This window comes from Chitinimonas taiwanensis DSM 18899 (assembly GCF_900119825.1).
In the GTDB taxonomy this organism is placed as follows: Bacteria; Pseudomonadota; Gammaproteobacteria; order Burkholderiales; family Chitinimonadaceae; genus Chitinimonas; species Chitinimonas taiwanensis.
Genome location: NZ_FPKR01000006.1, coordinates 199,624 through 224,315, shown reverse-complemented (window position 1 = coordinate 224,315; position 24,692 = coordinate 199,624). Strand labels below are relative to the sequence as shown.

Annotated in this window: 23 protein-coding genes, 1 tRNA gene and 1 pseudogene; 7 read left to right on the top strand and 18 right to left on the bottom strand. The window is 61.8% G+C overall.

All coding sequences use genetic code 11. The annotated features are described in order from the left end of the window. Positions 1–12: 12 nt before the first annotated feature. The 10 genes from ppk1 to BT173_RS09350 form a co-directional block, all read right to left on the bottom strand. Positions 13–2,100 (bottom strand): polyphosphate kinase 1, encoded by a 2,088-nt coding sequence (gene ppk1 / locus BT173_RS09395; protein WP_072428381.1) that lies wholly within the window; start codon positions 2,098–2,100, stop codon positions 13–15. A 100-nt stretch (positions 2,101–2,200) separates the two neighbouring features. After that, positions 2,201–2,473 (bottom strand): oxidative damage protection protein, encoded by a 273-nt coding sequence (locus BT173_RS09390; protein WP_072428380.1) that lies wholly within the window; start codon positions 2,471–2,473, stop codon positions 2,201–2,203. Between the two features lie 63 nt (positions 2,474–2,536). Beyond that, positions 2,537–3,628, bottom strand: a complete 1,092-nt coding sequence (gene ychF / locus BT173_RS09385; RefSeq protein WP_072428379.1) for a redox-regulated ATPase YchF — start codon at positions 3,626–3,628, stop codon at positions 2,537–2,539. A gap of 84 nt (positions 3,629–3,712) precedes the next feature. Beyond that, positions 3,713–4,324 carry an aminoacyl-tRNA hydrolase gene (pth, locus tag BT173_RS09380; protein WP_072428378.1) on the bottom strand — a complete coding sequence of 204 codons (612 nt, stop codon included), beginning with the start codon at positions 4,322–4,324 and terminating at the stop codon, positions 3,713–3,715. Between the two features lie 78 nt (positions 4,325–4,402). Beyond that, entirely contained in the window at positions 4,403–4,999 is a 597-nt protein-coding gene (locus tag BT173_RS09375) for a 50S ribosomal protein L25/general stress protein Ctc (RefSeq protein ID WP_072428377.1), read from the bottom strand. Between the two features lie 95 nt (positions 5,000–5,094). Then, complete coding sequence (locus tag BT173_RS09370) at positions 5,095–6,045, bottom strand: ribose-phosphate pyrophosphokinase (RefSeq protein ID WP_072428376.1); 951 nt, start codon at positions 6,043–6,045, stop codon at positions 5,095–5,097. A gap of 117 nt (positions 6,046–6,162) precedes the next feature. After that, positions 6,163–6,237: transfer RNA gene (locus tag BT173_RS09365), tRNA-Gln, on the bottom strand. A 23-nt stretch (positions 6,238–6,260) separates the two neighbouring features. After that, positions 6,261–7,100 (bottom strand): 4-(cytidine 5'-diphospho)-2-C-methyl-D-erythritol kinase, encoded by an 840-nt coding sequence (gene ispE / locus BT173_RS09360; protein ID WP_072428375.1) that lies wholly within the window; start codon positions 7,098–7,100, stop codon positions 6,261–6,263. After that, positions 7,097–7,651, bottom strand: a complete 555-nt coding sequence (gene lolB, locus BT173_RS09355; protein ID WP_072428374.1) for a lipoprotein insertase outer membrane protein LolB — start codon at positions 7,649–7,651, stop codon at positions 7,097–7,099. The genes ispE and lolB overlap by 4 nt, the downstream gene beginning before the upstream one ends. A gap of 3 nt (positions 7,652–7,654) precedes the next feature. Further along, positions 7,655–9,421 carry a tetratricopeptide repeat protein gene (locus tag BT173_RS09350; RefSeq protein WP_072428430.1) on the bottom strand — a complete coding sequence of 589 codons (1,767 nt, stop codon included), beginning with the start codon at positions 9,419–9,421 and terminating at the stop codon, positions 7,655–7,657. A 79-nt stretch (positions 9,422–9,500) separates the two neighbouring features. On the opposite strand from BT173_RS09350, the gene mutM reads away from it, so the two are divergent. From mutM to BT173_RS09330, 4 genes are all read left to right on the top strand, one after another. Next, a complete protein-coding gene (gene mutM, locus BT173_RS09345; RefSeq protein ID WP_072428373.1) occupies positions 9,501–10,328 on the top strand; it encodes a bifunctional DNA-formamidopyrimidine glycosylase/DNA-(apurinic or apyrimidinic site) lyase in 828 nt (275 codons plus the stop codon). Positions 10,329–10,492: 164 nt separating this feature from the next. Further along, the gene (locus BT173_RS09340; protein WP_072428372.1) at positions 10,493–12,451 is read left to right on the top strand and encodes a dynamin family protein; all 1,959 of its coding nucleotides are present in this window, start codon (positions 10,493–10,495) and stop codon (positions 12,449–12,451) included. A gap of 145 nt (positions 12,452–12,596) precedes the next feature. After that, positions 12,597–12,923, top strand: coding sequence for an H-NS histone family protein (locus tag BT173_RS09335; RefSeq protein ID WP_072428371.1), 327 nt, complete (start codon positions 12,597–12,599; stop codon positions 12,921–12,923). A 107-nt stretch (positions 12,924–13,030) separates the two neighbouring features. Then, entirely contained in the window at positions 13,031–14,155 is a 1,125-nt protein-coding gene (locus tag BT173_RS09330) for a VanZ family protein (RefSeq protein WP_072428370.1), read from the top strand. Here the strand turns inward: BT173_RS09330 and BT173_RS09325 are convergent. From BT173_RS09325 to argB, 8 genes and pseudogenes are all read right to left on the bottom strand, one after another. Next, positions 14,152–14,763, bottom strand: coding sequence for a 6-pyruvoyl trahydropterin synthase family protein (locus BT173_RS09325; protein ID WP_072428369.1), 612 nt, complete (start codon positions 14,761–14,763; stop codon positions 14,152–14,154). The two genes, BT173_RS09330 and BT173_RS09325, sit on opposite strands and share 4 nt — an antisense overlap. 127 nt (positions 14,764–14,890) lie before the next feature. Then, positions 14,891–15,670: a MetQ/NlpA family ABC transporter substrate-binding protein gene (locus BT173_RS09320; protein WP_217651436.1), complete on the bottom strand. Its 780-nt coding sequence runs from the start codon at positions 15,668–15,670 to the stop codon at positions 14,891–14,893. Positions 15,671–15,740: 70 nt separating this feature from the next. After that, complete coding sequence (locus BT173_RS09315; RefSeq protein WP_072428368.1) at positions 15,741–16,415, bottom strand: methionine ABC transporter permease; 675 nt, start codon at positions 16,413–16,415, stop codon at positions 15,741–15,743. After that, positions 16,412–16,699: an NIL domain-containing protein gene (locus tag BT173_RS20095; RefSeq protein WP_308417573.1), complete on the bottom strand. Its 288-nt coding sequence runs from the start codon at positions 16,697–16,699 to the stop codon at positions 16,412–16,414. The genes BT173_RS09315 and BT173_RS20095 overlap by 4 nt, the downstream gene beginning before the upstream one ends. After that, positions 16,685–17,419: pseudogene (locus tag BT173_RS20055) on the bottom strand (methionine ABC transporter ATP-binding protein); the annotation flags it as partial. The gene BT173_RS20095 and the pseudogene BT173_RS20055, both read right to left, overlap by 15 nt. A gap of 132 nt (positions 17,420–17,551) precedes the next feature. Next, entirely contained in the window at positions 17,552–18,196 is a 645-nt protein-coding gene (locus BT173_RS09305; protein ID WP_139256105.1) for a pyrimidine 5'-nucleotidase, read from the bottom strand. A 70-nt stretch (positions 18,197–18,266) separates the two neighbouring features. After that, positions 18,267–18,698: a CBS domain-containing protein gene (locus BT173_RS09300; RefSeq protein WP_072428365.1), complete on the bottom strand. Its 432-nt coding sequence runs from the start codon at positions 18,696–18,698 to the stop codon at positions 18,267–18,269. A 110-nt stretch (positions 18,699–18,808) separates the two neighbouring features. Beyond that, positions 18,809–19,708: an acetylglutamate kinase gene (argB, locus tag BT173_RS09295; protein WP_072428364.1), complete on the bottom strand. Its 900-nt coding sequence runs from the start codon at positions 19,706–19,708 to the stop codon at positions 18,809–18,811. Between the two features lie 130 nt (positions 19,709–19,838). Here argB and BT173_RS09290 point away from each other — a divergent pair, with 130 nt between their 5' ends. From BT173_RS09290 to BT173_RS09280, 3 genes are read left to right on the top strand one after another with little or no spacing between them, the layout of a single operon-like run. After that, the gene (locus tag BT173_RS09290; RefSeq protein WP_072428363.1) at positions 19,839–20,540 is read left to right on the top strand and encodes a TetR/AcrR family transcriptional regulator; all 702 of its coding nucleotides are present in this window, start codon (positions 19,839–19,841) and stop codon (positions 20,538–20,540) included. After that, positions 20,537–21,580: an efflux RND transporter periplasmic adaptor subunit gene (locus tag BT173_RS09285; RefSeq protein ID WP_072428362.1), complete on the top strand. Its 1,044-nt coding sequence runs from the start codon at positions 20,537–20,539 to the stop codon at positions 21,578–21,580. Before BT173_RS09290 ends, BT173_RS09285 begins: the two co-directional genes overlap by 4 nt. Positions 21,581–21,598: 18 nt before the next feature. Continuing rightward, positions 21,599–24,658 (top strand): efflux RND transporter permease subunit, encoded by a 3,060-nt coding sequence (locus BT173_RS09280; RefSeq protein ID WP_072428361.1) that lies wholly within the window; start codon positions 21,599–21,601, stop codon positions 24,656–24,658. Positions 24,659–24,692 lie beyond the last annotated feature (34 nt).

The following is a 24,692-nucleotide window of genomic DNA, read 5'->3' as shown; positions in this document are numbered from 1 at the left end:
CCCTGTGAAAACTCAATCCCTGGCCTTGGCCGCCAGCTCGCTCAGCAACATGCCTTGCGCGCTGCGCAGAATGCCGCCGCGCGCCGCCTTCTTGCGGTAGCGGCCGTCCGGCTGCATCTCCCAGGCCTGGGCATTGTCGACCAGGTAGGGGCGCAGGCCCTCGCGGATGATGCGACGCTTGCTCTTGTTGTCGTAGATCGGGAAAGCCACTTCCACGCGGCGGAAGAAGTTGCGCCCCATCCAGTCGGCCGAACCGAGATAGAGGTCTTCAGCGCCGTCATTGAAGAAGTAGAACACGCGCGTGTGTTCGAGGAAGCGCCCGACGATCGAGCGCACCTTGATGTTCTCGGACAGCCCCTTCACGCCTGGGCGCAGTGTGCATACCCCGCGCACGATCAGATGGATGGTCACGCCGGCCTGGCTGGCCGCATACAGGGCCTCGATCAGCGCGGGCTCGAGCAGCGAGTTCATCTTGGCAATGATCACGGCGCGCCGGCCGGCCCGGGCGATATTCGCCTCGCGGTCGATGGCGGCAATCATCGAGGAGTGCATGGTGAACGGCGACTGCCACAGCGCTTTCAGCTTGCCTGGATTGCCCATGCCGGTCAGCTGGATGAACACATCGTTAACGTCGGCGCACTTGTCCTCGTTACAGGTCATCAGACCGAAGTCGGTGTAGAGCTTGGCAGTGCGTTGGTGATAGTTGCCGGTGCCCAGGTGGGCATAGCGACGCAGGCGACCTTCCTCGCGGCGCACAATCAGCAACATCTTGGCATGGGTCTTGTAGCCGTACACGCCATACACGACATGGGCGCCCACCCGTTCGAGCTTGGCGGCCCAGTTGATATTCGCCTCCTCATCGAAGCGCGCCATCAGCTCCACCACGGCAGTCACTTCCTTGCCCGCTTCGGCCGCCTCGATCAGCGCCTCCATCAGCGCCGAATCCTTGCTGGTGCGGTAGACGGTCATCTTAATCGCCACCACGGCCGGGTCGCGCGCAGCCTGCTGCAAGAGGTCGATCACCGGGGTGAAGCTCTGGAAGGGGTGGTGCAGCAGGATGTCGCCATGGCGGATGGCGGCAAACATATCGGGCTGTTTGCGCAGCTCCTTCGGCACGCCGGGCATGAAGGGCTGGAATTTCAGGTCGGCGCGGTCGACCTGGTCGGGCACCTGCATCAGGCGCACCAGGTTCACCGGGCCATCCACGCGGTAGATGTCTTCGCGCAGCAGGCCGAACTGCTCGCTCAGGTAGTCGGAAATATGGTGCGGGCAGTTATCGGCCACCTCGAGGCGCACGCCGTCGCCGTACTGGCGCTGGGTCAGCTCGCCCTGCAGGGCGGCGCGCAGATCCTTCACATCCTCCTCGTCCACATTCAGGTCGGAGTCGCGCGTGACGCGGAACTGGTAGCAGCCCTTGATCTCCATGCCGGGAAAGAGCTGATCGACATGCGCATGCAGTACCGAGGACAGGAAGACGAAGCCATGCTCGGCGCCGGAAACGTCGCTGGGCAGCTTGATGAAGCGCGGAAAGATGCGCGGCGCCTGCACGATGGCAATGCCGGACGAGCGCCCGAAGGCATCGCGGCCATCTAACTCGACCGCGAAGTTCAGGCTCTTGTTCAAGAGGCGCGGGAAGGGGTGGGCCGGGTCGAGGCCGATCGGTGTCAGCACCGGTGCCAGCTCGCGCTCGAAGTAGTCGCGTACCCAGGCGCGCTGGGCATCGTTCCAGCTGGTGCGGCGCAGGAAGACGATGCTTTCTTCGGCCAGTGCGGGCAGCAGGTTTTCACGCAGGATCTTGTACTGGCGCTCGACCAGCGCATGCGCTTCTTCCGAAATACGCTGGAAAGCCGCCTCGGGCGACAGGCCATCGGGCGCCGGGCGGGTCGAGTGCATGCGGATGTTTTCCTTCACCCAGGCCACGCGCACCTCGAAGAACTCATCCATATTCGAGGACACGATGCAGAGGAACTTCAGGCGTTCAAGCAGCGGATTGCGCGGGTCTTCCGCCTGGGCCAGCACGCGGCGGTTGAATTCGAGCAGGCCGAGCTCGCGATTCAGGAATAGTTCGGTGCTGGTGTCGGCGTGGTGGGCTTGGGTCATGGAAACGTGTCGCAATGCGGGTTTGAGCCTTGAGTATAACGTCAGTCGCGCAGGCAAAATAAATGGCCGCACAAGGCGGCCATTGGGGCTGACGGCAGGCTTACTGCTGCGGCGGGACGTAGCCTTGCGGCATATCGGCACCCGCGCCGAAGAAGTAATTCTGCAGCTGCTGCGACAGATACTGACGCGCGCGGCTGTCGGCGAGATTCAGGCGGTTCTCGTTGATCAGCATGGTCTGGTGCTTAACCCAGGCGGCCCAAGCTTCCTTGGACACGCTGTCGAACAGCTTCTTGCCCAGCTCGCCCGGCAGGGGCGGGAAATCCAGGCCTTCGGCTTCGCGGCCGAGCTTGATGCAGTTAACCATTCTTGCCATGGTGGTATTCCTTTCGAGACTAGCAAAACAGCATGACGACCGTATGACAGCCGCCCGCATGAATCAGACGTTGAACAGGAAGTTCAGCACGTCACCATCCTTGACCACGTATTCCTTGCCTTCGGCGCGCATCTTGCCGGCTTCCTTCGCACCCTGCTCACCCTTGTACTGGATGAAGTCATCGAAGGAAATCGTCTGGGCGCGGATGAAGCCGCGCTCGAAGTCGGTGTGGATCACCCCGGCCGCCTGCGGGGCGGTGTCGCCGATATGGATGGTCCAGGCGCGCACTTCCTTCACCCCGGCGGTGAAATAGGTCTGCAGGCCGAGCAGCTGGAAGGCGGCGCGGATCAGGCGGTTCAGGCCCGGCTCGGCCTGACCGAGCTCGGCCAGGAACTCGGCCTTGTCGGCATCATCCAGCTCGGCGATTTCCGATTCGATGGCGGCACAAACGGCCACCACTGGTGCGCCTTCGGCCGCCGCATGCGCCTTCACCTTGTCGAGCAGCGGATTGTTCTCGAAGCCGTCCTCGGCCACATTGGCCACATACATGGCCGGCTTGATGGTGAGCAGGCACAGCGACTTGACCAGCAGCTTCTCATCGTCGCTCAGGCCGGCGGAGCGGGCGGGCTTGCCTTCGTTGAGGTGCGGCGCCAGCTTGTCGAGCACCTTGAGCAGGGCAATCGCATCCTTGTCGCCGCTCTTGGCCTTCTTGCCGTCACGCTGGATCGCCTTCTCAACCGTGGTTAGGTCGGCGAGCGCGAGCTCGGTGCCGATCACGATGATGTCGTCGATTGGATCGACCTTGCCGGCCACGTGGACGATGTTGTCATCGTTGAAGCAACGCACCACGTTCACGATGGCGTCGGTTTCGCGGATATTAGCCAGGAACTGGTTGCCCAGGCCCTCACCCTTGGAGGCACCGGCAACGAGGCCAGCGATATCGACGAATTCGACGATGGCCGGCACGATCTTCTGCGGATTGATGATGGCAGCCAGCTGGGCCAGGCGCGGATCAGGCACTTCCACCACGCCGACATTCGGTTCGATCGTGCAGAAGGGATAGTTGGCAGCTTCGATGCCGGCCTTGGTCAGGGCATTGAACAGGGTGGATTTGCCGACATTGGGTAGGCCGACGATGCCGCACTTGAGGCTCATGGGGAATTCCTAGGGAGAAAGCGTCATTCTAAATCGGGGCAGCGTTCCGGCGTAGTGGCAGGCTGCTCGCGCAGCTTGGCCCCTTTACGCGGCCGGCTTGGCTGCCTTGGGTTTGGTATTCACTGCCATGGTGGCGCGCGGAAATTCCGCGGCAGCCAGCAATGGCCAGGCTTTCAGGCTGCGTTCTATGGCCGCCTCGATGTCGGGTTGCTCGTTCTGGCGCGGGCGCTGCAGGACGAAATCCACCACCGACTGGTTCAGGTTCAGCGTACGAGGGTGGCCAACACCGAGGCGCAGGCGCCAAAAATTCGCGGTGCCGAGCAGGGCCTGGATGTCCTTCAGACCATTATGGCCGGCATGGCTGCCACCTTGCTTAAGCTTGGCTTCACCGGGCAAGAGATCGAGCTCATCGTGCACGACCAGGATGGCCTCGGGCGGAATCTTGTAAAAGCGCGCCAAGGCGGCAACCGATTGGCCGGAGCGGTTCATATAGGTGGTCGGTTGCAAGAGCCACACATCGTCGCGGCTACGCGCGGCCAGGCCGTGAAACTTACTCTCCAGCTGCAGATGGACACCCAGCTCGCGCGCGAGCGCATCCACCCACCAGAAGCCGGCATTGTGGCGGGTATCGATATATTCGTTGCCGGGGTTGCCGAGGCCAACCACCAGGCGAATCGGAAGGGCACTCGTGCTCATTCACAGGTCCGAAGGCTGATATGAAAAACGGCCCGCCAGCCCAAGGGCGACGAGCCGTTTTGCGAAAACGCGCTGGAATTAAGCGGCGGTTTCGTCGCTAGCAGCGCCACGCACGGCCAGGATGGTGGCCACGGTGCCGTTGTCGCCATGCTTGAGGGCAACCAGCTCAACGCCTTCCGGCAGCTTGAGGTCAGCCAGGTGGATCGAGTGACCAGCTTGCAGGTCGATCAGGTCCACTTCGATGAACTCGGGCAGCTTGCCTGGCAGGCAGGACACTTCCACTTCGTTCAGCACGTGCGACACGATGCCGCCGCTGGCCTTCACGCCAGGTGCGCTGTCGCCGTTGATGAAGTGCAGCGGCACCTTGGTGTGGATCGCCTTGGTGGCGTCAACACGTTGGAAGTCCACGTGCATGACGATCTGCTTCCAAGGGTGGTATTGGGCATCACGGATCAGCACAGGCTCGGCCTTACCGTCGATCACCAGGCTTAGCACCGAAGCGTGGAACACTTCGTTTTGCATCGCGTAGTACAGATTGTTGTGGTCGAGTTCGATGGCGACCGGCTCTTGGCCAGCACCGTAAACGATACCCGGGACCTTGCCGGCGTGACGCAGGCGGCGGCTCGCACCAGTGCCCTGTTGTGCGCGGCTTGTTGCAATAACTTCGATAGTCATGACTACTCCTAACAACAAAAAAACATCACCCGCGACCAGGTGATGCTTGGTTTAACGGCCGCCTATCGCTTGCGCAATGGGCGGCCGTCGAAAGCTTAGTCAACGAAGAGGGTGGAAACCGATTCTTCGTTATTGATGCGCCGCAGCGTCTCGGCCAGCAGCGGGGCCAGGCTGACCACGCGGATGCGGTCCGACTTCTTGGCTGCTTCGCTGAGCGGGATGGTGTCGGTGATCACCAGCTCGTCAAGCTCGCTATTGGTGATGCGCTCGACGGCGGCGCCAGACAGCACCGGGTGGGTCGAGTAGGCCATCACGCGCTTGGCGCCGTGCTGTTTGAGCGCTTCGGCGGCCTTGCACAGCGTGTTGGCGGTGTCGACCATATCGTCCATGATCAGGCAGGTGCGGCCCGACACATCGCCGATGATATGCATAACTTCGGAGACATTGGCCTTCGGACGACGCTTGTCGATGATGGCCAGTTCGGTATTCAGTTGCTTGGCCATGGCGCGGGCGCGCAGTACGCCACCCACGTCAGGCGACACGACCATCAGGTCTTCGTAATTCTTGGTGCGTACATCGTCGAGCAGCACCGGGGTGGCGTAGATATTGTCCACCGGAATGTCGAAGAAGCCCTGGATCTGGTCGGCATGCAGGTCAACGGTCAGCAGGCGGTCTACGCCGGCGGCTTGCAGCATATTGGCGACCACCTTGGCCGAGATCGGCACGCGAGCCGAACGCGGACGACGATCCTGACGCGCATAGCCGAAGTAGGGCATGGCAGCGGTAATGCGGCCGGCCGAGGCGCGCTTGAGCGCGTCCACCATCAGCAGCACTTCCATCAGATTGTCATTGGTCGGCGCGCACGTCGATTGCAGCACGAACACATCGCGGCCACGCACGTTTTCCAGCAGCTCCACGGTCGCTTCGCCATCGCTGAAGCGGCCGACCGAGGCACGGCCCACGGTGATATCGAGGTGTTTAGCGACGGCGTCGGCCAACTGTGGGTTGGCGTTACCGGTAAAGACCATCAAATTTTCGTAGGCCATGTTCTGATCCCTGGAAAAAAAAGAAAGCGTGTAATCGTTATTACACGCTTTCCGGTTTCTTTTTGCTTTAGCTGCGCGCATCGGCACATTGCCCAAGCACGTTTACTGCGAAATAACTGGCAGGGGAGGTAGGGATCGAACCTACGAATGTCGGAATCAAAATCCGATGCCTTACCACTTGGCGACTCCCCTAAATCTGTCGAACTGAAATCAATTCAATTCGCCAAATCAAACAAAGGATGCTGCATCAAACTCGGCGCTATAAACCCCTGCATTGTGGCGGGCAGGAATGACATCACACGCTTCGCTTCTTCCTGTGTATCGAATGCAGCAAATACACAAGCACCTGATCCCGTCATCATCGCAGCACCGAATTGGCCAAGCCACTCAAGGTATTCTGCAATCACTGGGTATCGTTTCTTGGCGACGTTTTCCAGATCGTTTCGGATTCCGTCGTTCGGAAAGGCCGCCATTATTATGGGCTTGGTATCGCGTGTCAAGCTCGGATCGGAAAAAATCTCTGCGGTGGGCACCGATACCGGTGGAATCAACACAATATACCAGCGTGGCGGCAGGGTAATTGCGTGCAATTGCTCGCCCACACCTTCCGCGAAAGCATCGCGGCCGAAGATGAATACCGGCACATCGGCACCCAGCTGCAAGCCCAATTGCTGCAGCTCGGTACGGCTGAGTCCGGTCTGCCAGAGATGATTGAGCGCCAGCAGTACGGTGGCCGCATCCGAGCTGCCGCCGCCCAGGCCACCGCCCATGGGCAGACGCTTGCTGATGCGCAGGCGCGCGCCCCGTCGGCTGCCGGTGTGCGCTTGTAGCAACCGTGCAGCACGGACCATCAGGTCGGACTCGGCCGGCACGCCGGGCAGCGGGTTCTCATGGCAAATCTCGCCGCTGTCATCGACCGCGATGGCGATATCGTCACCGAAGTCGATCAGGCGGAATACGCTTTGCAGCAGGTGATAGCCATCAGCGCGGCGGCCGGTGATATGCAGGAACAGATTCAGTTTGGCGGGGGCAGGAAAGTGCTGGAAGGGGCTCATGGTTTGCTTAGTTGCCAGTCATACAGGGCGATGCGTACTTCCAGGTCGGCGCGGCGCAGAAATAGCTTGTCGGGCGCGCCCGTGCTGGCGGGCGGGTACTGAATACGCCAGCCATCCTGCCAGAGCACGCGCGCGTCGGCTTCTGCTTCCCAGCGCGCGGGGCGTGCGGGGTCGGCCAGTCCGAGCAGCCAATAGCGCAGACCATCGGCCGGTAGGCGCCAACCCAGCTCACGCTCGCTCAGGGTTTCCACATCCTCGGCAGCATGGGCCTTGCCATCCTTGTCGTGAAAGACGGCGCCGTCCGGTCGCATCTCCAGGCGCGCCACGATCTGGCCGAGCGGATTGCTGATATCGACCCGATCATCGCGCTGATCGTGTGACCAACTGAAGCGCGCGTTATAGCCCTTGCCGGCAGCATTCACCGCCACGCGGCCGGATACGCTGTATTGCTCAGGCAGGCTGCTCGGGGCGGCGGGGGCGGGCTGATAGGTGGCGCAGCTTGCCAGGCCCAGGCTTAGTAGCAGGCCCAGGCCGTAGATTCGCATCGACATGGTTTAGCGGGCTCCCAGTCTTTGCAGGGTTTCTTGCAGTACCTCATGCTGCGGGTCGAGCTTCTCGCCTTCGGCCCAGACCTTACGTGCCTCGCTGCGCTTGCCCTGGCGCCAGAGCGCTTCGCCGTAGTGCGCGGCGATTTCCGGATCGGGCATGCCGGTGTAGGCGCGGCGCAACCATTCCACGGCCCGCCCTACATTGCCACGGCGCAGCTCCAGCCACCCCATGCTGTCCTGGATGATGGGATTGTCCGGTTCCAGCTTCAGCGCCTGCTGTAGCAGGGCCTCGGCCTCATCGAAGCGTTGGGTGCGGTTGGCCAGCGTATAGCCGAGCGCATTCAGCCCCAGCGCATTGTCGGGTTTCAGGCTCAGGTAGCGGCGCAGGTCCTGCTCGGTGGCGGTCAGGTCGCCGAGCAGGTCGAGAATCAGCGAGCGGTCGTACAGCAACTCGCTGCTGTCCGGGTGCTGGCGTAGACCGGCATCCAGCGTGCTGCGTGCCTGGGGCAGATTCTTCAGCTCGCGCCAGATCTGCGCCTCGACCTGAACGCGCGCGATCTGGTCGGCCGGGCTGCGGTTGGGCAGACGTTGCAAAGCCTGCAGGGCGGCTGCCTGGTTGCCGAGCTTGGCCTCAATGCGAGCCAGCCGTGTCGCGGCCTGCACGCCCATCTCGCCATCACCGACCTGGGCATAGTGTTCACGCGCGGCGGCCAGCTTGAATTGCTCTTCTGCCACGATGCCCATGTAGTAGCGCAAGGCATCGGGCTTATCCACACCCAGGCGCAGGGCCTGTTCGAGCGCGACTTCCGCCTGCGGATAGTTGCGGCTCTGGATGGCGGCCAGCGCCTCGCCGACCGGATATTCGACCTCGGTCGGATAGGCGGTCTTCAGTGCGGCGTAGACACGGCCAGCCTCCTGGTATTGGCGTGCGTCGGCCAGCTTGCGCGCCAGCGCGGACTGGAGGTCGCGCGACTTGGGCAGGCGTTGGCTGGCGGCGCGCAGATAATCGATGGCGGCCTGGCTGGACTGCCCTTCGGTCAGTGCGGCGCGATAAAGGATGGCGGTTTCCCAGTCGGGCTTGCGCTGCACTGCCAGCTCGGCCGCGCTGAGCGCTTGCACGCTATTGCCGGCACTGCTGGCGGCCAGGGCGACCGCCAGTGCCGCCTCGGCCAGCTGAGGGTGCTGGTCGGCCAGGCGCTGCGTGAGTGCGAGCACCGTCTGCTTGTCGGCCTGCGGTGGCCACAGCGTATGCGCTTGGCGGAACAGGCTCGGGGCATCCTGCGGGCGCTCGCGCAGCCACTGCTGGATTTCCGCCTCGGCCTCGGCCAGGCGGCCGCTGCGGGCGAGCAGGCTGGCCAGCATCTGGTGCGCGAGCTGTTGCTGCGGATCAAGCTTGCGCCATAGCTGTGCTGCCTGCAGCGCATTGTCGAGCTTGCCGGCCGAGTAGGCAATCTCCAGCGCACGGCGTGCGGCGCGCGGATCCTGGGTTTCCTTGGCGACCTGCAGCCAGGCATCGGCAGACAGCTGGCGCTCGCCGCGCTGCGCGGCGATATCGGCCAGCAGCATACTGAATAGCCACTCCTTGCTTAGTGCCAGCTTGGGTAGCTCGGCCTCTATCTCGGCCGGCGCGGCTTCACTGCGCTCGGGCGCGGCGGTGGGGGGCGCGGCGGGCGTGCTGTCGGATGGGCTTGGCGCGGGATTGCTGGTAGCGCAGGCGCTCAGCAAGGTGGAAAGCAGCAGAATCTGGCCGCCAAGCGCGAGGATGTTGGGCATAGCTAATGTGTCCTTGGCCGCCGGGGCGGCAATTTCGGCCATGGTATAGTCGGCCGCCTTTCTATCTCAAGCCGAAACCATGCCTGAGTTGCCCGAAGTGGAAACCACCCGCCGCGGCATTGAAGCCGCGCTATGCGGGCAGACCTTGAGCGGCGCCGTGCTGCGCAACACCCGGCTGCGCTGGCCGGTACCGCCTGATCTGTCAGACATTGTCGCAGGTCGTCAGGTTCTGCGCGTCTGGCGGCGTGCGAAATATCTGCTGTTCGACCTTGGCGCTGGGCATCTGATTGTGCATCTGGGCATGTCGGGCAGCCTACGGGTGGTGGCTGCCGACCTGCCACCCGCCAAGCACGACCATATCGACTTGCTGTTTGCTAGCCCCGATGGGACGCGCGCCTTGCGCTATCGCGACCCGCGCCGTTTCGGCGCGCTGCTGTGGCAGTCGGGCGAACTGTTTTTTCATCCGCTGCTGCAGATGCTGGGGCCGGAACCCTTGGAGCAGACCTTCACGCCCGACTATTTGCAGCAGGCGCTGGCGGGTAAGCGCGTCGCGATTAAATTGGCCGTGATGGATAACCATATCGTGGTCGGAGTGGGCAATATCTACGCCAATGAGGCCTTATTTCGTGCAGGCATTGCGCCAAGTCGGGCGGCTGGCGATTTGCGCCCGGCGGAATATGCGCGCCTGCATGCAGCGATTCGTAGCACGCTGGCTGAGGCGATTGAGGCAGGCGGCAGCACCTTGCGCGATTTTGTCGACAGTGAGGGAAAGCCCGGTTATTTCCAGCAGCGCTATTTCGTGTATGACCGTGCTGAGCAACCCTGTTTCAAATGCGGTAGCCCGATACGGCAAATGCGCCAGGGGCAGCGCTCAAGCTGGTGGTGCCCAAACTGCCAGGCAGGCTGAGAAAATCAGGAATATTCCGTCAATGGCCCGAAGGGCGGTAATCTGTGCCGGATGACCGCGCTTGCATCACCTGGCGGCGCGTTATTTAATGACAACGGGTTTTTATCGTCAGGTCGGCATTGCCAAAACTTAAACAGTTGCCGGCCACGTGAGGGGAAGTAACGATGTCACAGGACAATCTGGTTGCCAATTTCGAAGCCTATAGCGAATGGCGCGGCAACCTCATTCAGCGTATTAGCGAATTGCAACGTTGGCTTTCCGAGCAGGATTTGAATGATGCGCAAACCAATATGCGCATCCAGCACTTGCTCGATAAGCTGCGCGACGACAAGCTCAATATCGCCTTCGTGGCCGAGTTCTCGCGTGGCAAGTCCGAGCTGATCAACGCCATTTTCTTTGCCGAATACAAGCAGCGCCTGCTGCCCTCCTCGGCCGGTCGCACCACTATGTGCCCGACCGAGTTGCAATATGACCCCGCACGTCCCAATTGCATCCAGTTGCTGCCGATCGAGACCCGCGCTGGCGATACCACCACGTCGGAATACAAGCGCTACCCGGATGAGTGGACTACGGTGGAGCTCGATGTCGAGTCGGGCGACGCCATGCTGGCGGCTTTCCAGCAGGTGGGCATGAAGAAGCGCGTCAGTGTGGCAGAAGCCAAGAAGCTTGGCCTGTTCGACGAAACCGACGCCGATCACCAGCTGTCGGTGCAAAACGGTCAGATTGAAATTCCTTGCTGGCGCCATGCCATCATCAATTTCCCCCATCCGCTCCTGAAGCAGGGGCTGGTGATTCTGGACACCCCGGGCCTGAACGCGATTGGTACCGAGCCGGAGCTAACCCTCAATCTGCTGCCGAATGCCCATGCCATCCTGTTTATCCTGGCGGCCGACACCGGCGTGACCAAGACGGATATCGATGTCTGGCGCAATCACATCGGGCGTGCCCAGAGCGGCCAGCGCGGTCGCCTGGTGGTCTTGAACAAGATTGATGGCCTGTGGGACAGCCTGAAGAGCGAGGCCGAGATCGAGGCCGAGATCGACAAGCAGGTGCAGACCAGTGCCGATCTGCTCGGTATTCGTCCGAACCAGGTCTTCCCGGTGTCGGCACAGAAAGGCTTGGTCGCCAAGATCAGCAATGATCAGGAACTGCTCGATCAAGCGCGTCTGGCTGATCTGGAGCGCGCGCTGTCCGAGGATCTGATCCCCTTCAAGCAGGAGATCGTGCGCGACAACACCCATACCGAGGTTGAGGACATCGTGCTGGCCACGCGCGGTATTCTGAATGCCCGCCGCGAAGGGGTGAAGGAGCAGCTGGATGAGCTTGGCGCCTTGCGCGGCAAGAACCGCGATGTGATCGAGCACATGCTGGACAAGATCGGCGAGGAGAAAGTGCATTTCGAGCGCGGCATGCAGCGCTTCCAGGCGCTGCGCAGCGTGTTCTCGCAGCAGACCAATGTGCTGTTCGGCTATCTAGGCATGGATGGTTTGAAGAACCGGATTACCCGTATTCGCGGCGAAATGGAGTCGTCGAGTTTCTCGTCCGGGCTGACCAGCGCGATGCAGAAGTTCTTCAAGGATATTAACGGCAATATCAGCAAGTCGGCCGAACAGGTGGCCGAGATTCAAGCCATGATGGCCGGGATGTATAAGAAATTCAGTGAGGAGCATGGCTTGGGCGCGGTGAGTCCGCCGCCCTTCTCCACGCTGAAATATCATAAGGAAATTGCCCGCCTGGAGAAGAGCTTCAACGAGCACTTCAATACCTTCGGCGCGATTTTGACCACCTCACAAAATACGCTGACTAAGAAGTTCTTTGAAACCATTGCCAGCCGTGTGGTCTATGTCTACGAGGTCGCCAATCGCGACGTGGAGAATTGGCTGAAGGCGGTAATGGCGCCAATGGAGACCCAGGTGCGCGAGCATCAGATGCAATTGCGTCGTCGCCTGGAGAGCGTCAAGCGCATTCACAAAGCTACCGATACGCTGGAGGATAGAATTGAAGAGCTGAGCGAGATTGATGCCGGCATTCGGCAGCAATTGTCCGAGCTAGAGGCGCGCCTGAAGAAATCCTATGAGGCCTTAAATGCCCAAATGGAAGCTGAAGTGCGCCGCGTGGCTTAAGCAGTATTCAATTCGAATGTCATAAAATGCTTGCGCTGCCGATTATTTATTGTTAGTTGGTTGATTTAAGTCGGCAGGGCAATGCATAATCGGGAAAACTGTTTCAACACAATTATGTCCCTATTCGCGTCTGGAGAATTTAAAAATGGTAGATTTGTCTGGCCTGAGCTTGCCGCAACTGTATCAACTGCAAAAAGACCTGGAGCGCGAAGTCGGTCGTCGCAAGGTTGAAGATAAGCAGAAGGCATTGGCTGATTTGCAAAAGCTGGCTGCTGAACGTGGTTTCAGCCTGGCAGAACTGCTGGGTGCAGAAGCCCCGGCCAAGCGCGCCAGCGGCAAGCGTGGCCCGGTTGCAGCCCAGTTCAAGAACCCGGCCAATGCCGAGCAGACCTGGACCGGTCGTGGCCGTAAGCCACAGTGGGTGGCCGACCACCTGGCCGCTGGTGGCAATATCGACGATCTGCGCGTCTAAGCGAGATTCGTCCGCCGCAAAAAAGGAAGCCTAGGGCTTCCTTTTTTGTTTTCTAGAGCCCGCCGCCGTACATGGAGCCGGTGGGAAGGCGTGATAAGCTCCGCGCCATGCCTGGGCCATTGCCTATTTCCTATCTTGCGCGCGCCAGCTCGCCTTCCTGGCTGGGTAAGCATTTCCTGCTCGCCTGGCATGCGGTGATCCTGGTCACCAGCCTCTATCCCTTCAGTGGCTGGCGCTATACCGGTGAGCCGGTGCTCGCCTATCTTGGCTATCCGCTGCCCTACTACCACACGCTGACGGATAACAGCCTCAATCTGCTTGCCTATCTGCCGCTCGGTTATGCCTGGGCGCTGTTCTTCCGCTGTCGCTGGTATGCGCCGCTGCTGGCCCTGGGGCTGGGCCTGGGCTTATCGGGCTCGGTTGAATTCATTCAGCAGTTTCTGCCCCAGCGCATCGCGTCCAATCTGGACATTCTCTACAACGGCGCCGGCGCCTTGTGTGGTGCGCTACTGGCCGGCCTGTTCAGCAAGCTCCTGATCGTGCGCAACTGGCATGTCTTGCGCCAGCGCTATTTCGCCGATGGGGCATTCAATGATTACGGCCTGGTCTTGCTCGGGCTATGGCTGATCACCCAACTCAATCCTGCGGTGCCGCTGTTTGGCGTGGTGGTCCAGCCTCAGGGCATTCCCCAGCCCTGGGTCTCGCCGATTGCGGATGCGCTACTGTTCCTGCGCCTCCTAGAGGGCTTGGGCGTGACGCTGAGCTTTCTGGCCGTCAATCTGCTGCTGGTCAGCATCCTCGCGCACCGACGCCATGCGGCGAGCGGCATCCTGCTGCTGTTTGCTGTCTCGCTGCTGTTGAAGGCGCTGTTTGCCGGTCTGCTGCTCAAGCCCAGCGAGTTCCTGGCCTGGGTGAATATGAATGTGCTGTTGGGCGGCGTGCTGGCCTGGCTACTGCTTTTGGTGCTGCTCAAGCTCAAGCGGCGCTGGCAGGCGTTGGCCGCGCTGGTCAGTCTGATGCTGACCCAATTGGTGGAGGCGCTCTGGCCGCTGACCGCCACCAGCTCGCATATGGCAGCGCTGTTCCGCTGGCGCTATGGGCATTTGCGCGACTTCAATGGGCTCACGCAAACCCTGTCGGAAGTATGGCCGTGGCTGGCGGCCGCCTATCTGATCTGGCGCATTGCGCGCGACTGGCGGCGTGCCAGTCAGCCAACGGTGCTGGGTGCCTAGCCCGCTGCGTCGTCCACTGGCACCTGCAGCGGCAATGCTTGGTTGATGAAGGGCTGCTTGTGCAGCAGCTTCTCGTACATGGCGGGGTCCTTCCATTCCGCTTGGCATTGCTCGGAGAACACCACATCGGCCAGCGCGATATTCCCCATGCGCGGGTTATAGGCATCGGCGCGGAAGCACTGCGCGTAGCCGGTCTCTGTCTCGTGGGCGATCACCGAATGCAGCGCCACATCCTGCTCGCCATTCGCCATGCGGGTGTTCTGCAGGATCGCATCGATGATGATGAAGAACATGCGCGAGAACTGCTCGGCCGAGGGCGATACCGGCATGCTGATCCAGCGTGCCGAATAGCGCTTGGCCCAGGCGATATAGTCGGCCTCGTCCTTGTCCCAGAAGCAGATCGCATGGTCGAAGGCATCGATCACGTCGCGTATCGTGCCCTTCATCAGGCCAAAGTCGTACACCATCTGGCCATGATCGAAGGCATGGGCTTCCAGCAGCACTTCCACCTTATAGCTATGGCCATGGATGGAATAGCGGCAGCGCTCGCTGCTGCAGTTGCGCACGATGTGCGCATTCTCGAATTTGAACAGCTTGCGGATCAGCATGGGGATGGCCTGCGGGAGAATGGCCGAATTGTGCCACCCGTGGAAAAAAAAGCCACGCGCAAGGCGTGGCCGAGTTCAACAGCATGGAGTCAAACGGTAGGGACCGGGCATCAGCCCGGCCAACGGCTTAGAAGGCCGCGATGACGGCGCCCTTGTACTTGTCGGCGATGAACTTCTTCACCTCGGGCGAGCTCAGCGCGCCCGACAGTTTGAGAATGGCCGGCGCCTTGGCATTGTCGGCGCGGGTAACCACATAGTTGGCGTAAGGCGACTTGGCATCTTCGATTAGCAGCGCGTCCTTGGTGGGCACGAGCTTGGCCTCCAGCGCGTAATTGGTATTGATCAGTGCGAGGTCAACCTGGTCAAGCACACGCGGCAGGGTGGCGGCTTCCAGTTCCTTGAACTTCAGCTGCTTCGGGTTGGCGGTGATGTCTTTGACCGTGGAAAGGATATTGGCCGGGTCCTTCAGGCTGATTACCTTGTGCTTGGCCAGTAGCACCAGCGCACGGCCGGCATTGGAGGCTTCGTTGGGAATCGCCACTACCGCGCCTTGCGGTAGGGCGGCCACGCTCTTCACCTTCTTCGAGTAGGCGCCAAAGGGCTCGACATGCACGGCCACGCCGGTTTGCAGCGTGGTGCCGCGGTTCTTGTTGAATTCATTCAGATAGGGCTTGGTCTGGAAGTAGTTGGCGTCCACGCGTTTTTCCGCCAGCTGCACATTTGGCTGTACATAGTCGGTGAATACCTTCACATCCAGCTCTACGCCCTGCTTGGCGAGGGTCGGCTTGATGAACTCGAGGATCTCGGCGTGCGGCACAGCCGTGGCAGCCACGGTGAGCTTTTCGGCTTGGGCCGACAAGGCGGCCAACGCGGCCGTTACGAGCAGGAGGGATTTGATGAGTTGCATGGCGTGTCTTTCCGGAAAATAGAGGGGGCGGGGAGCTTGGGAGGCCGGCAGCCTGGGCAGCCGGCCAGATTCATTTGCGCGCAGCGCGCTTGACCAACCAGTCGCCGGCCATTTGCAGCAGCTGCACCAGGATCAGCAGGGCCAGCACGGTGACCACCATGACCTCGGTCTGGAAACGCTGGTAGCCATACCGGATAGCCAGGTCACCCAGGCCGCCGCCGCCGATCACGCCCGACATGGCGGTGTAGGAAACCAGGGTGACCGCAGTGACGGTGCTGGCGGCCAGCAGGCCGGGTAGGGCCTCGGGCAGCAGCGCGCGGGTGATGATCTGCCACAGCGTGGCGCCCATCGCTTGGCTGGCTTCGATGATGCCGCGGTCCACTTCGCGCAAGGCGGCTTCCACCAGGCGGGCGAAGAAAGGTGCTGCGCCGACCACCAGCGGTGGAATTGCGCCGGCTACGCCGATCGAGGTGCCGACCAGCTTGACGGTGACCGGTATCAGCACGATCAGCAGGATCACGAAGGGCAAGGAGCGTAGCGCATTCACGATGAAGGACAGCAGCGCATAGGCCGGCTTATTGGCCAGCAACTGGCGCGGGCCGAGCAAAAACAGCAGTACGCCCAGCGGCAGGCCGAGCAGGATGGTGAAGCCGAGCGACACGCCCAGCATGATCAGCGTGTCCTGCGTGGCCAGCCAGATATCGGCCCAGTCGATCAGGCTCCAGTCGAAAGTGCTTGGGTTCATGCGCTGAGTACCTCGCAGCGCACGCCGCGCGCGCTGAATACGGATTGGGCCAGGGTGGCGTCGCCCTGCAGTCCGACGATCAATTGCCCATAGGGTCTATCCTTGATCCTGCCCACGCTGCCTTGAAGGATGCTGATCGGCACCTGCAGCTGCTGGCCGACCTCGGCAATCACCGGCTCATAGGTGGTGGCATCGACAAAGGTCAGGCGTAGCAGCGTGCCGGCCAGCTGACCAAGCTTGCCCGCCAGGTCGAGTTCGGCGGCATGACCATCCTCGGCCACCATGCTGCGCGTGGCGGCATGCTGCGGGTGCAGGAAGACCTCGGCCACCGCGCCGCTTTCCACGATCTCGCCCGCCTCGATCACGGCGACCCGGTCACAGATCGCGCGTACCACGGCCATCTCATGGGTGATCAACACAATGGTCAGGCCGAAGCGACGATTGATATCCAGCAGCAGTTGCAGAATGGACTGGGTGGTCTGTGGGTCGAGCGCGCTGGTGGCCTCATCGCACAGCAGGAGGCGCGGCTGATTGGCCAGCGCGCGGGCGATGCCGACGCGCTGCTTCTGGCCGCCCGACAGCTGGGCCGGGTATTGGCTGGCCTGGGCACTGAGGCTGACCAGTTCAAGTAGCTCGGCCACCCGTGCATCCATGGCGGCGGTGCTCAGCTCGCCGGCCAGCTCAAGCGGAAAGCGGATATTGCCCGCCACGCTGCGGTGGCTGAGCAGATTGAAATGCTGGAACACCATGCCGATGCCACGTCTTTGCGCGCGCAGGGCGGCGGCATTCAGCGCGCTGATATCCTGACCATCGAGTAGCACCTGGCCGCTATCTGGGCGCTCGAGCAGGTTCAGCGTACGCAGCAGCGTGCTCTTACCGGCGCCCGAGCGGCCGATGATGCCGAAGATTTCGCCGCTAGCGATTTCCAGGCTGATATCGCGCAAGGCCGGCACGGCACGGCCATCGACGCGGTAGGTTTTGTTCAGGTGATGCAGGGCGATCACGGGGTGTCCGTTACTCGTAGTCAGTCTGGATGGCGCCCGGCGGTAAGCTGGGGCGTCAGCAGGACTTTAGCGAATGCTTTTATTCCTGCAAAGTGAGTGATTTCCCGTAAATTGTTTAATTTGGTTATTAGCTTAAAGCCAGCCGAGTCGGCGCACTGCACGCGGTAACTCGCTCAGCTCACGCAGGGCCAGATCAACGCCATGGCCGTGCCAGGGGCGCGGATTCAGCCAGATGGTGCGCATGCCCAGGCGCTTGGCGCTCAGCAGATTGGCGCGGGTGTCCTCAACCATGATGCAGTTGGCGGCGGCTAGCCGGTGCTGGCGCAGCAGCTGGCGATAGCCGGCAAAGTGGGGCTTGGGACGGTAAGCCGTGTGCTGGATCGCGATCACCCCTTCGAAGTGGTGCGCGATGCGCAGTCCGCGCAGTACGGCATGCGCATAGGCCGAGGGCGCATTGGTGAACAGGATCTTGCGTCCGGGCAACTGGCGTAGCACCGCATGCAGCGCGCGCATCGGGAGCAGCGCCTGGGGTAGCTGCGCAAACTGGTGGGTGTGATGCAGGAAATGCTCGGCATCCACGCCATAGTGCTTCTGCAGTCCGGACAAGGTGGTGCCATAACGCTGCCAGTAGTGCAGGCGCAGCGCATCGGCCTCGTCCCGGCTCAAGCCGGTGTGGGCGGCCACATAGGCAGTCATCAGCCGGTTCATCTCGGGGAAGATGTAGGGCTCGGCGTCGTGCAGCGTGTTGTCGAGGTCGAAGATCCAGGTGGGCGGCATGGTGGTGGGCAAGGTGAGGGCGAAGAAAAAGCCGGCGCAGGGCCGGCTTGCGAGCTGGGGCGTGCTTGGCTCAGCCGTGGATATAGTGTTCGAGCTGCTCGATCAGGAATTGCTGCTCGGCAATCTGTTCACGCACCAGATCGGTAATCGACAGCACGCCGATCACGGTGTCGCCATCGCAGACCGGCAGGTGGCGGAAGCGCTTTTCCGACATGATGGCCATGCATTCATCCACGGTCTGGCTCGGGCGCGCCACGATGACCCGCTTGGTCATGATGTCGACGATGGGCGTGCCGGCCGAGGTCTTGCCCTGTAGCACCACTTTGCGTGCATAGTCCCGCTCCGAGAAGATGCCGCTCAGGCGCGCGCCGTCCATGACCAGCACGGCGCCGATATCCTTCTCGGCCATCAGCTGCAGCGCCTGGTACACCGTGGCATTGGGCGGCACCGAGAAGATGCCGGGGCGGGCTTTTTCCTGCAGAAGCTGACGGGCTGTTTTCATGCTGCACTCTCTCCATGCGTAAGCGGGATATCGGTGGGATGAAACCTGCCCTCACTATAGCAGCGCATGCGTGCCGGCCAAGTGGGCTCGCATGCTGCACTGCAAGAGGCTTACTCGTCGCGCTCTATCATGGTGCCCACGCCGTGGTCGGTCAGCACCTCGAGCAGCAGCGCGTGCTTCACGCGGCCATCGATAATGTGCACGGCATTTACACCGTTGACCGCGGCTTCCAGCGCCGAGCTGATCTTGGGGATCATGCCGCCCGAGATCGTGCCATCAGCCACCAGTGCATCGACGATCTTCGGCGTCAGGCGGGTCAGTAGCTGGCCTTGCTGGTCGAGCACGCCAGGCGTATTGGTCATCAGGATCAGCTTTTCCGCGCCCAGCACTTCGGCCAGCTTGCCGGCCACCAAGTCGGCATTGATATTGAAGGCCTCACCCGCGCTACCGACGCCGATCGGGGCAATGACCGGGATGAAGTCGCGCGTGTCGAGCAGGGCGACCAGCTCCGGATCGATGGATTCGATCTCGCCGACCTGGCCGATATCGATCTGCTCCTCGTCCTTCTCGCCCTTGAGGAACATCTTTTGCGCGCGGATGAAGTGGCCATCCTTACCGGTCAGACCGACTGCGCGGCCGCCGTGCTGATTGATCAGCGAGACGATTTCCTTATTCACCAGCCCGCCGAGTACCATTTCGACGATGTCCATGGTCTCGCTATCGGTCACGCGCATGCCCTGGATGAACTGACCTTGCTTGCCGACGCGATCGAGCAGGGCATTGATCTGCGGACCGCCGCCATGCACGACCACCGGGTTCAGGCCGACCAGCTTGAGCAGCACTACATCGCGGGCAAAGCCTTCCTTCAGCTCCGGCTCGGTCATCGCATTGCCACCGTATTTGATCACGATGGTCTTGTCCTTGAAGCGACGGATATAAGGCAGTGCCTCGGCCAGCACGCCGGCGGTGATCGCGGCGGTCTGGGGCGAAATCGGTTCGATGACGGGCATGGGGAGTCCTTGCAGGGAAAGTGTCGCGATTTTAGCGCCTATCCTGGCTGGCAGCGCATCCGCTGCTTGTTTGGCGCGTCGGAGTCGCGTAGATTTCAAAAATAAATAAACATTCATTTACTATTTGCTTATGCACTCATCCCGCGCTACGCCCTCGCCCGAATCATCTTGTGCGCTCAGTGCCGCGGTCACGCGCTGGACCCGTCGTAAAGAGGCGCGCCCGGGCGAAATCATGGAAGCCGCGCTTGAGCTCTTCGTGGCACGTGGCTTCTCGGCCACCCGCATGGAAGAGATCGCCCGCGCCGCTGGCGTGACCGCCGGCACGCTCTACCGTTATTTCGCCAATAAGGAAGAGCTGCTGAAAGCGGTGATACGCGATGCCTTCGCGCCCACCCTGCAGGAGGGCGAGCAGCTGCTCGGTAATTTTCAGGGCAGCGCGGCCGAGCTGCTAGCCACGGTGATCCGCAACTGGTGGCAGCTGAATGGCGCCACCCGCTTCTCCGGCATTCCCAAGCTGATGATCGCCGAAGGCAATAACTTCCCCGAACTCGCCCGTTTTCATCGCGAGGAAGTGATCGAGCGCGGCGAGGCGCTGATCGCGCGCGCGATCCAGTACGGCATCACGCGTGGCGAGTTCCGTCCCATCCCGCTCGATATCGCCGTCAAGGTGGTGACCGCGCCGGTCATCATGGCCATGGTGTGGAAGCACTCGAGCGTGTGCGGCGGCGCAGAGATGGACATTGAGCACTATCTTGATGAGGTGATTGCCACCCTCATCCACGGTTTTGGCAGCAAGCAAGACATAGAACAGCCCATTGGAGAGAAAGCATGAAGCAGTTCAAGCTGGCCCTGAGCATGGCCGCCCTCGCGGTTTTGGCGGCCTGCGGCAAGACCGCCCAGCCCTATGAAGAGATCCGCCCGGTACGCACCGTGGTGGTTAAGCCGGAATCGATTGCCACCGGGGCCAGCTACTCGGGTGAGGTGCGCGCACGGCGCGAAAGCCAGCTCGGCTTTCGCCTGTCCGGGCAGATTCTGGCGCGCTATGTGGAGCTGGGCGATGCGGTGAAGGTCGGCCAGCCGCTGCTGAAGCTGGATGCGCGTGATGTGGCCCTGCAGCAGGCTGCCGCGAAGAGCCAGTTCGAGAAGGCCCGCATGGATTACGAGCGCGCACGCCAGTTGCGCCAGCAGGGCTTTGTCAGCCAGGCCAATGTGGACCAGGCCAAGGTGGCCTTCGATGCGGCCCAGGCCCAGTTCAAGCTGAGCAGCAATCAGGATGCTTACACGGTGCTGAAGGCCGAACGGGCTGGCGTAGTCACCGCCTTGAATGCCGAGGTGGGGCAGGTGGTGGCTGCGGGTGCGCCGCTGATCAAGCTGGCCGAGGATGGCGAGCGTGAGGTGCTGGTCAGCGTGCCCGAATCGCGCGTGAACGAGCTGCGTGCGGCCGACGGCCTGCAGGTCTCGCTCTGGGCCAATCCCGACAAGCGCTACCAGGCCAAGTTACGCGAGATCGCCCCCGACACCGACCCGATTACTCGCACCTATGCCGCGCGCATCAGTGTTCTGGATGCAGACGAAGCCTTGCGCCTTGGCATGACCGCCACGGTGCGTCTGCCCGAGGTGGCGGGTGAGGGTGGCTTTGCACTGCCGCTGACCGCCATCTACGACCGTGATGGTCAGCCCAAGGTCTGGGTGGTGAACCCGCAGACCAAGCGGGTGAGTGCACGTCCGCTGCAGCTGCTGGGCGTGCGCAATGATGTGGTGCTGGTCGCGCAGGGCTTGAAGGCGGGCGAGATCGTCGTCACCGCCGGCGCCCACCTGCTGCATGCCAATCAAGCCGTGCGCCTGGCCACCAGCCAGCTGGCCCGTCAATAAGCGCGGAAGGACACAGGCATGCGTGGCATCAATCTGTCCGAATGGGCGCTCAAGCACCAGCAGCTGGTGCTGTATTTCATCCTGGTCTTTATGCTGGCCGGGGTGTTCTCGTATACGCGGCTGGGTCAGAAGGAGGACCCGGAATTCACCTTCAAGGCCATGGTGATCCAGACCTATTGGCCGGGCGCCTCGGCCTCCGATATGGAGCTGCAGGTCACCGACAAGATGGAACGCAAGCTGCAGGAGATGGCGTCCGAAGTCGAGTATGTGCGCTCCTACTCCAAGGCTGGCGAAAACCAGCTGCTGATCAATCTGAAGGAGGGCGTGCAACCGGCGCGGGTACAGGAAATCTGGTACCAGGTGCGCAAGAAGATCAGCGATATGCGCCATACCCTGCCCAGCGGCGTGCAGGGGCCGTTCTTCAATGATGAGTTCGGCGATACCTTCGGCAATCTGTATGCGTTCACCAGCGATGGCTTTAGCTACGCTGAGCTGAAAAAGTATGTGGATGCGGTGCGTGCCGAGCTGCTGCATGTGCCGGATGTGAACAAGATCGACTATATCGGCGTACAGGAAGAGAAGATCTACGTCGAAACCTCGAGCGCCAAGCTCGCCTCGCTCGGTCTCGACCCGCAGCTGATCCATCAGACCCTGCAGGCCACCAATGCGGTGGTGCCGGCCGGGGTGGTGGAAACCGGTACTGAGCGCGTGGCGCTACGGGTGACCGGCGACTTCGACAGCATCGAGTCGGTGCGCAATATCGGCGTGCGCGCGAATGGCCGGCATTTCCGCCTCGGTGATGTGGCCAAGGTCTACCGCGGTTATAGCGACCCAACCGTCAGCAAGATGCGTTTCGACGGCCAGGAAGCGATCGGCCTCGCGGTCAGCATGCGCAAGGGCGGCGATGTGATCCAGCTCGGACGCATGCTCGATGCGAGCATGCAGCGCATCAAGGCCGAGCTGCCGATCGGCATTGAGGTACATGCAGTATCCGACCAGCCCAAGGTGGTGGAGAACTCGATTCACGAGTTTGTGAAGAGCCTGGTCGAGGCGGTGGTGATCGTGCTGGCCGTGTCCTTTGTCTCGCTCGGCCTACGTACCGGCATGGTGGTGGCGCTGTCGATTCCGCTGGTGCTGGCGATGACCTTCCTGACCATGTATGCGTTCGGACTCGATTTGCAGCGCATCTCGCTCGGCGCGCTGATCATCGCACTCGGCCTCTTGGTCGATGATGCGATCATCGCGGTGGAGATGATGGCGCTCAAGCTCGAGCAAGGCTGGGACCGCATGCGCGCCGCCACCTATGCGTACACGAGCACCGCCTTTCCCATGCTGACTGGCACGCTGATCACCGCCGCCGGCTTTATGCCGGTCGGCCTGGCTAAGTCGAATGCTGGTGAATACACGGTGTCCATCTTCCAGGTGGTCGGTATCTCGCTGATCCTGTCCTGGATTGTCGCGGTGGTGTTCACCCCCTACCTCGGCTACAAGCTGCTGCCCGAAGTCGCGCATCACGGCGATGAGCATGCTGTGTACCAGAAGCCCTTCTATGCGCGCTTCCGCCGCCTGGTCAACTGGTGCCTTGAGTACCGCAAGACGGTGATCGTGATCACCCTGGCCGCTTTTGTGGTGGCGGTTGGTCTGTTCAAGTTCGTGCCCAAGCAATTCTTTCCGGCTTCCAACCGGCCCGAGCTGCTGGTGGATATGTGGCTGCCGCAGGCCTCCACCTATCTGCAGACTGAGGCCCAGGTCAAATTGCTGGAGCAGAAGCTCAAGGGCGACGCGAACATCGTCAGCGTGACCAGCTATGTGGGCAATGGCAGCCCGCGCTTCTACCTACCGCTTGAGCAGCAGCTGCCGAACCTGAACTTCGCCCAGCTGATGGTGATGACCAAGGACGAGTATGTGCGCGAGGACGTGCTGAAGAAGATCCGCCAGCTGTTTGCGGAAGACTTCCCGCTGGTGCGTGGCCGGGTCACCCGACTGGAGAACGGCCCGCCAGTCGGCTACCCGGTGCAGTTCCGCGTGTCGGGGCCCGATCCGCTCAAGCTGCGCGTGGTGGCCGACCAGGTGGCCGAGCTGATGCGCGGCAATCCGCACATCCGCAGCGTGAACACCGACTGGAGCGAGCGGGTCAAGGTCATGCGTCTGGAGGTCGATCAGGACAAGGCACGCGCGCTCGGCATCACGACGCAGCAGCTGTCGCTGGCCATGCAGAACTCCCTGAGCGGGGTCACCGTCACCCAGTATCGCGAGCATGACCGCACCATCGACGTGGTCACCCGCCTCGATGCGCCCGAGCGTACCGATCTGAATAATCTGAAGGACGCCAAGATCTATCTGAACAATGGCAAGTACGTGCCGGTCAGCCAGGTTGCGCGCCTGAAGCTGGAGAGCGAGGAAAGCATCATCTGGCGCCGCAACCGCATGCCAACCATTTCGGTGCGTGCCGATGTAGAGGGTGCGCAGGCGCCCGATGTGAGCATGGCGCTGTGGCCCAAGATCAAGCAGCTGGCTGACGCCTTGCCGATCGGTTATGGCATCGAGATCGGCGGCTCGCAGGAATCGAGCGGCAAGAGCCAGAACTCCATCCTGGTGGTAATGCCGCTCATGCTGGTGACGGTGATGACCTTGCTGATGTTCCAGCTGCAGAGCATCTCCAAGATGGTGCTGGTACTGCTGACCGCGCCACTGGGCATGATAGGCGTGGCTGCCACCCTGCTGATCTTCCAGGTGCCGTTCGGCTTCGTGGCCCAGCTTGGGGTGATTGCCCTGGCTGGCATGATCATGCGCAACTCGGTGATCCTGGTCGATCAGATTACTCAGCACACCGATGAAGGGGAACACCCGTGGCATGCCATCGTCGAATCGGCAGTCCGGCGCTTCCGGCCCATCATGCTGACCGCCGCGGCCGCCATCCTGGCCATGGTGCCGCTGACCCGCTCGACCTTCTGGGGGCCGATGGCCTGGGCCATCATGGGCGGCCTCTTGGTGGCGACCGTGTTGACCCTGCTCTTCCTGCCAGCGCTGTATGCCGCCTGGTACCGGGTGCGCAAACCATTGGATGCTGGCCGATAAGCCGCAAATGACTTAGAATTCAGTTATTCTTCGG

Coding starts and splice junctions, on each gene's coding strand:
- ppk1 (WP_072428381.1), bottom strand. CDS start 2,100: ATGACCCAAGCCCACCACGCCGACACCAGCACCGAACTATTCCTGAAT.
- BT173_RS09390 (WP_072428380.1), bottom strand. CDS start 2,473: ATGGCAAGAATGGTTAACTGCATCAAGCTCGGCCGCGAAGCCGAAGGC.
- ychF (WP_072428379.1), bottom strand. CDS start 3,628: ATGAGCCTCAAGTGCGGCATCGTCGGCCTACCCAATGTCGGCAAATCC.
- pth (WP_072428378.1), bottom strand. CDS start 4,324: ATGAGCACGAGTGCCCTTCCGATTCGCCTGGTGGTTGGCCTCGGCAAC.
- BT173_RS09375 (WP_072428377.1), bottom strand. CDS start 4,999: ATGACTATCGAAGTTATTGCAACAAGCCGCGCACAACAGGGCACTGGT.
- BT173_RS09370 (WP_072428376.1), bottom strand. CDS start 6,045: ATGGCCTACGAAAATTTGATGGTCTTTACCGGTAACGCCAACCCACAG.
- ispE (WP_072428375.1), bottom strand. CDS start 7,100: ATGAGCCCCTTCCAGCACTTTCCTGCCCCCGCCAAACTGAATCTGTTC.
- lolB (WP_072428374.1), bottom strand. CDS start 7,651: ATGTCGATGCGAATCTACGGCCTGGGCCTGCTACTAAGCCTGGGCCTG.
- BT173_RS09350 (WP_072428430.1), bottom strand. CDS start 9,421: ATGCCCAACATCCTCGCGCTTGGCGGCCAGATTCTGCTGCTTTCCACC.
- mutM (WP_072428373.1), top strand. CDS start 9,501: ATGCCTGAGTTGCCCGAAGTGGAAACCACCCGCCGCGGCATTGAAGCC.
- BT173_RS09340 (WP_072428372.1), top strand. CDS start 10,493: ATGTCACAGGACAATCTGGTTGCCAATTTCGAAGCCTATAGCGAATGG.
- BT173_RS09335 (WP_072428371.1), top strand. CDS start 12,597: ATGGTAGATTTGTCTGGCCTGAGCTTGCCGCAACTGTATCAACTGCAA.
- BT173_RS09330 (WP_072428370.1), top strand. CDS start 13,031: ATGCCTGGGCCATTGCCTATTTCCTATCTTGCGCGCGCCAGCTCGCCT.
- BT173_RS09325 (WP_072428369.1), bottom strand. CDS start 14,763: ATGCTGATCCGCAAGCTGTTCAAATTCGAGAATGCGCACATCGTGCGC.
- BT173_RS09320 (WP_217651436.1), bottom strand. CDS start 15,670: ATGCAACTCATCAAATCCCTCCTGCTCGTAACGGCCGCGTTGGCCGCC.
- BT173_RS09315 (WP_072428368.1), bottom strand. CDS start 16,415: ATGAACCCAAGCACTTTCGACTGGAGCCTGATCGACTGGGCCGATATC.
- BT173_RS20095 (WP_308417573.1), bottom strand. CDS start 16,699: ATGGTGGCCGAGGATGGTCATGCCGCCGAACTCGACCTGGCGGGCAAG.
- BT173_RS09305 (WP_139256105.1), bottom strand. CDS start 18,196: ATGCCGCCCACCTGGATCTTCGACCTCGACAACACGCTGCACGACGCC.
- BT173_RS09300 (WP_072428365.1), bottom strand. CDS start 18,698: ATGAAAACAGCCCGTCAGCTTCTGCAGGAAAAAGCCCGCCCCGGCATC.
- argB (WP_072428364.1), bottom strand. CDS start 19,708: ATGCCCGTCATCGAACCGATTTCGCCCCAGACCGCCGCGATCACCGCC.
- BT173_RS09290 (WP_072428363.1), top strand. CDS start 19,839: ATGCACTCATCCCGCGCTACGCCCTCGCCCGAATCATCTTGTGCGCTC.
- BT173_RS09285 (WP_072428362.1), top strand. CDS start 20,537: ATGAAGCAGTTCAAGCTGGCCCTGAGCATGGCCGCCCTCGCGGTTTTG.
- BT173_RS09280 (WP_072428361.1), top strand. CDS start 21,599: ATGCGTGGCATCAATCTGTCCGAATGGGCGCTCAAGCACCAGCAGCTG.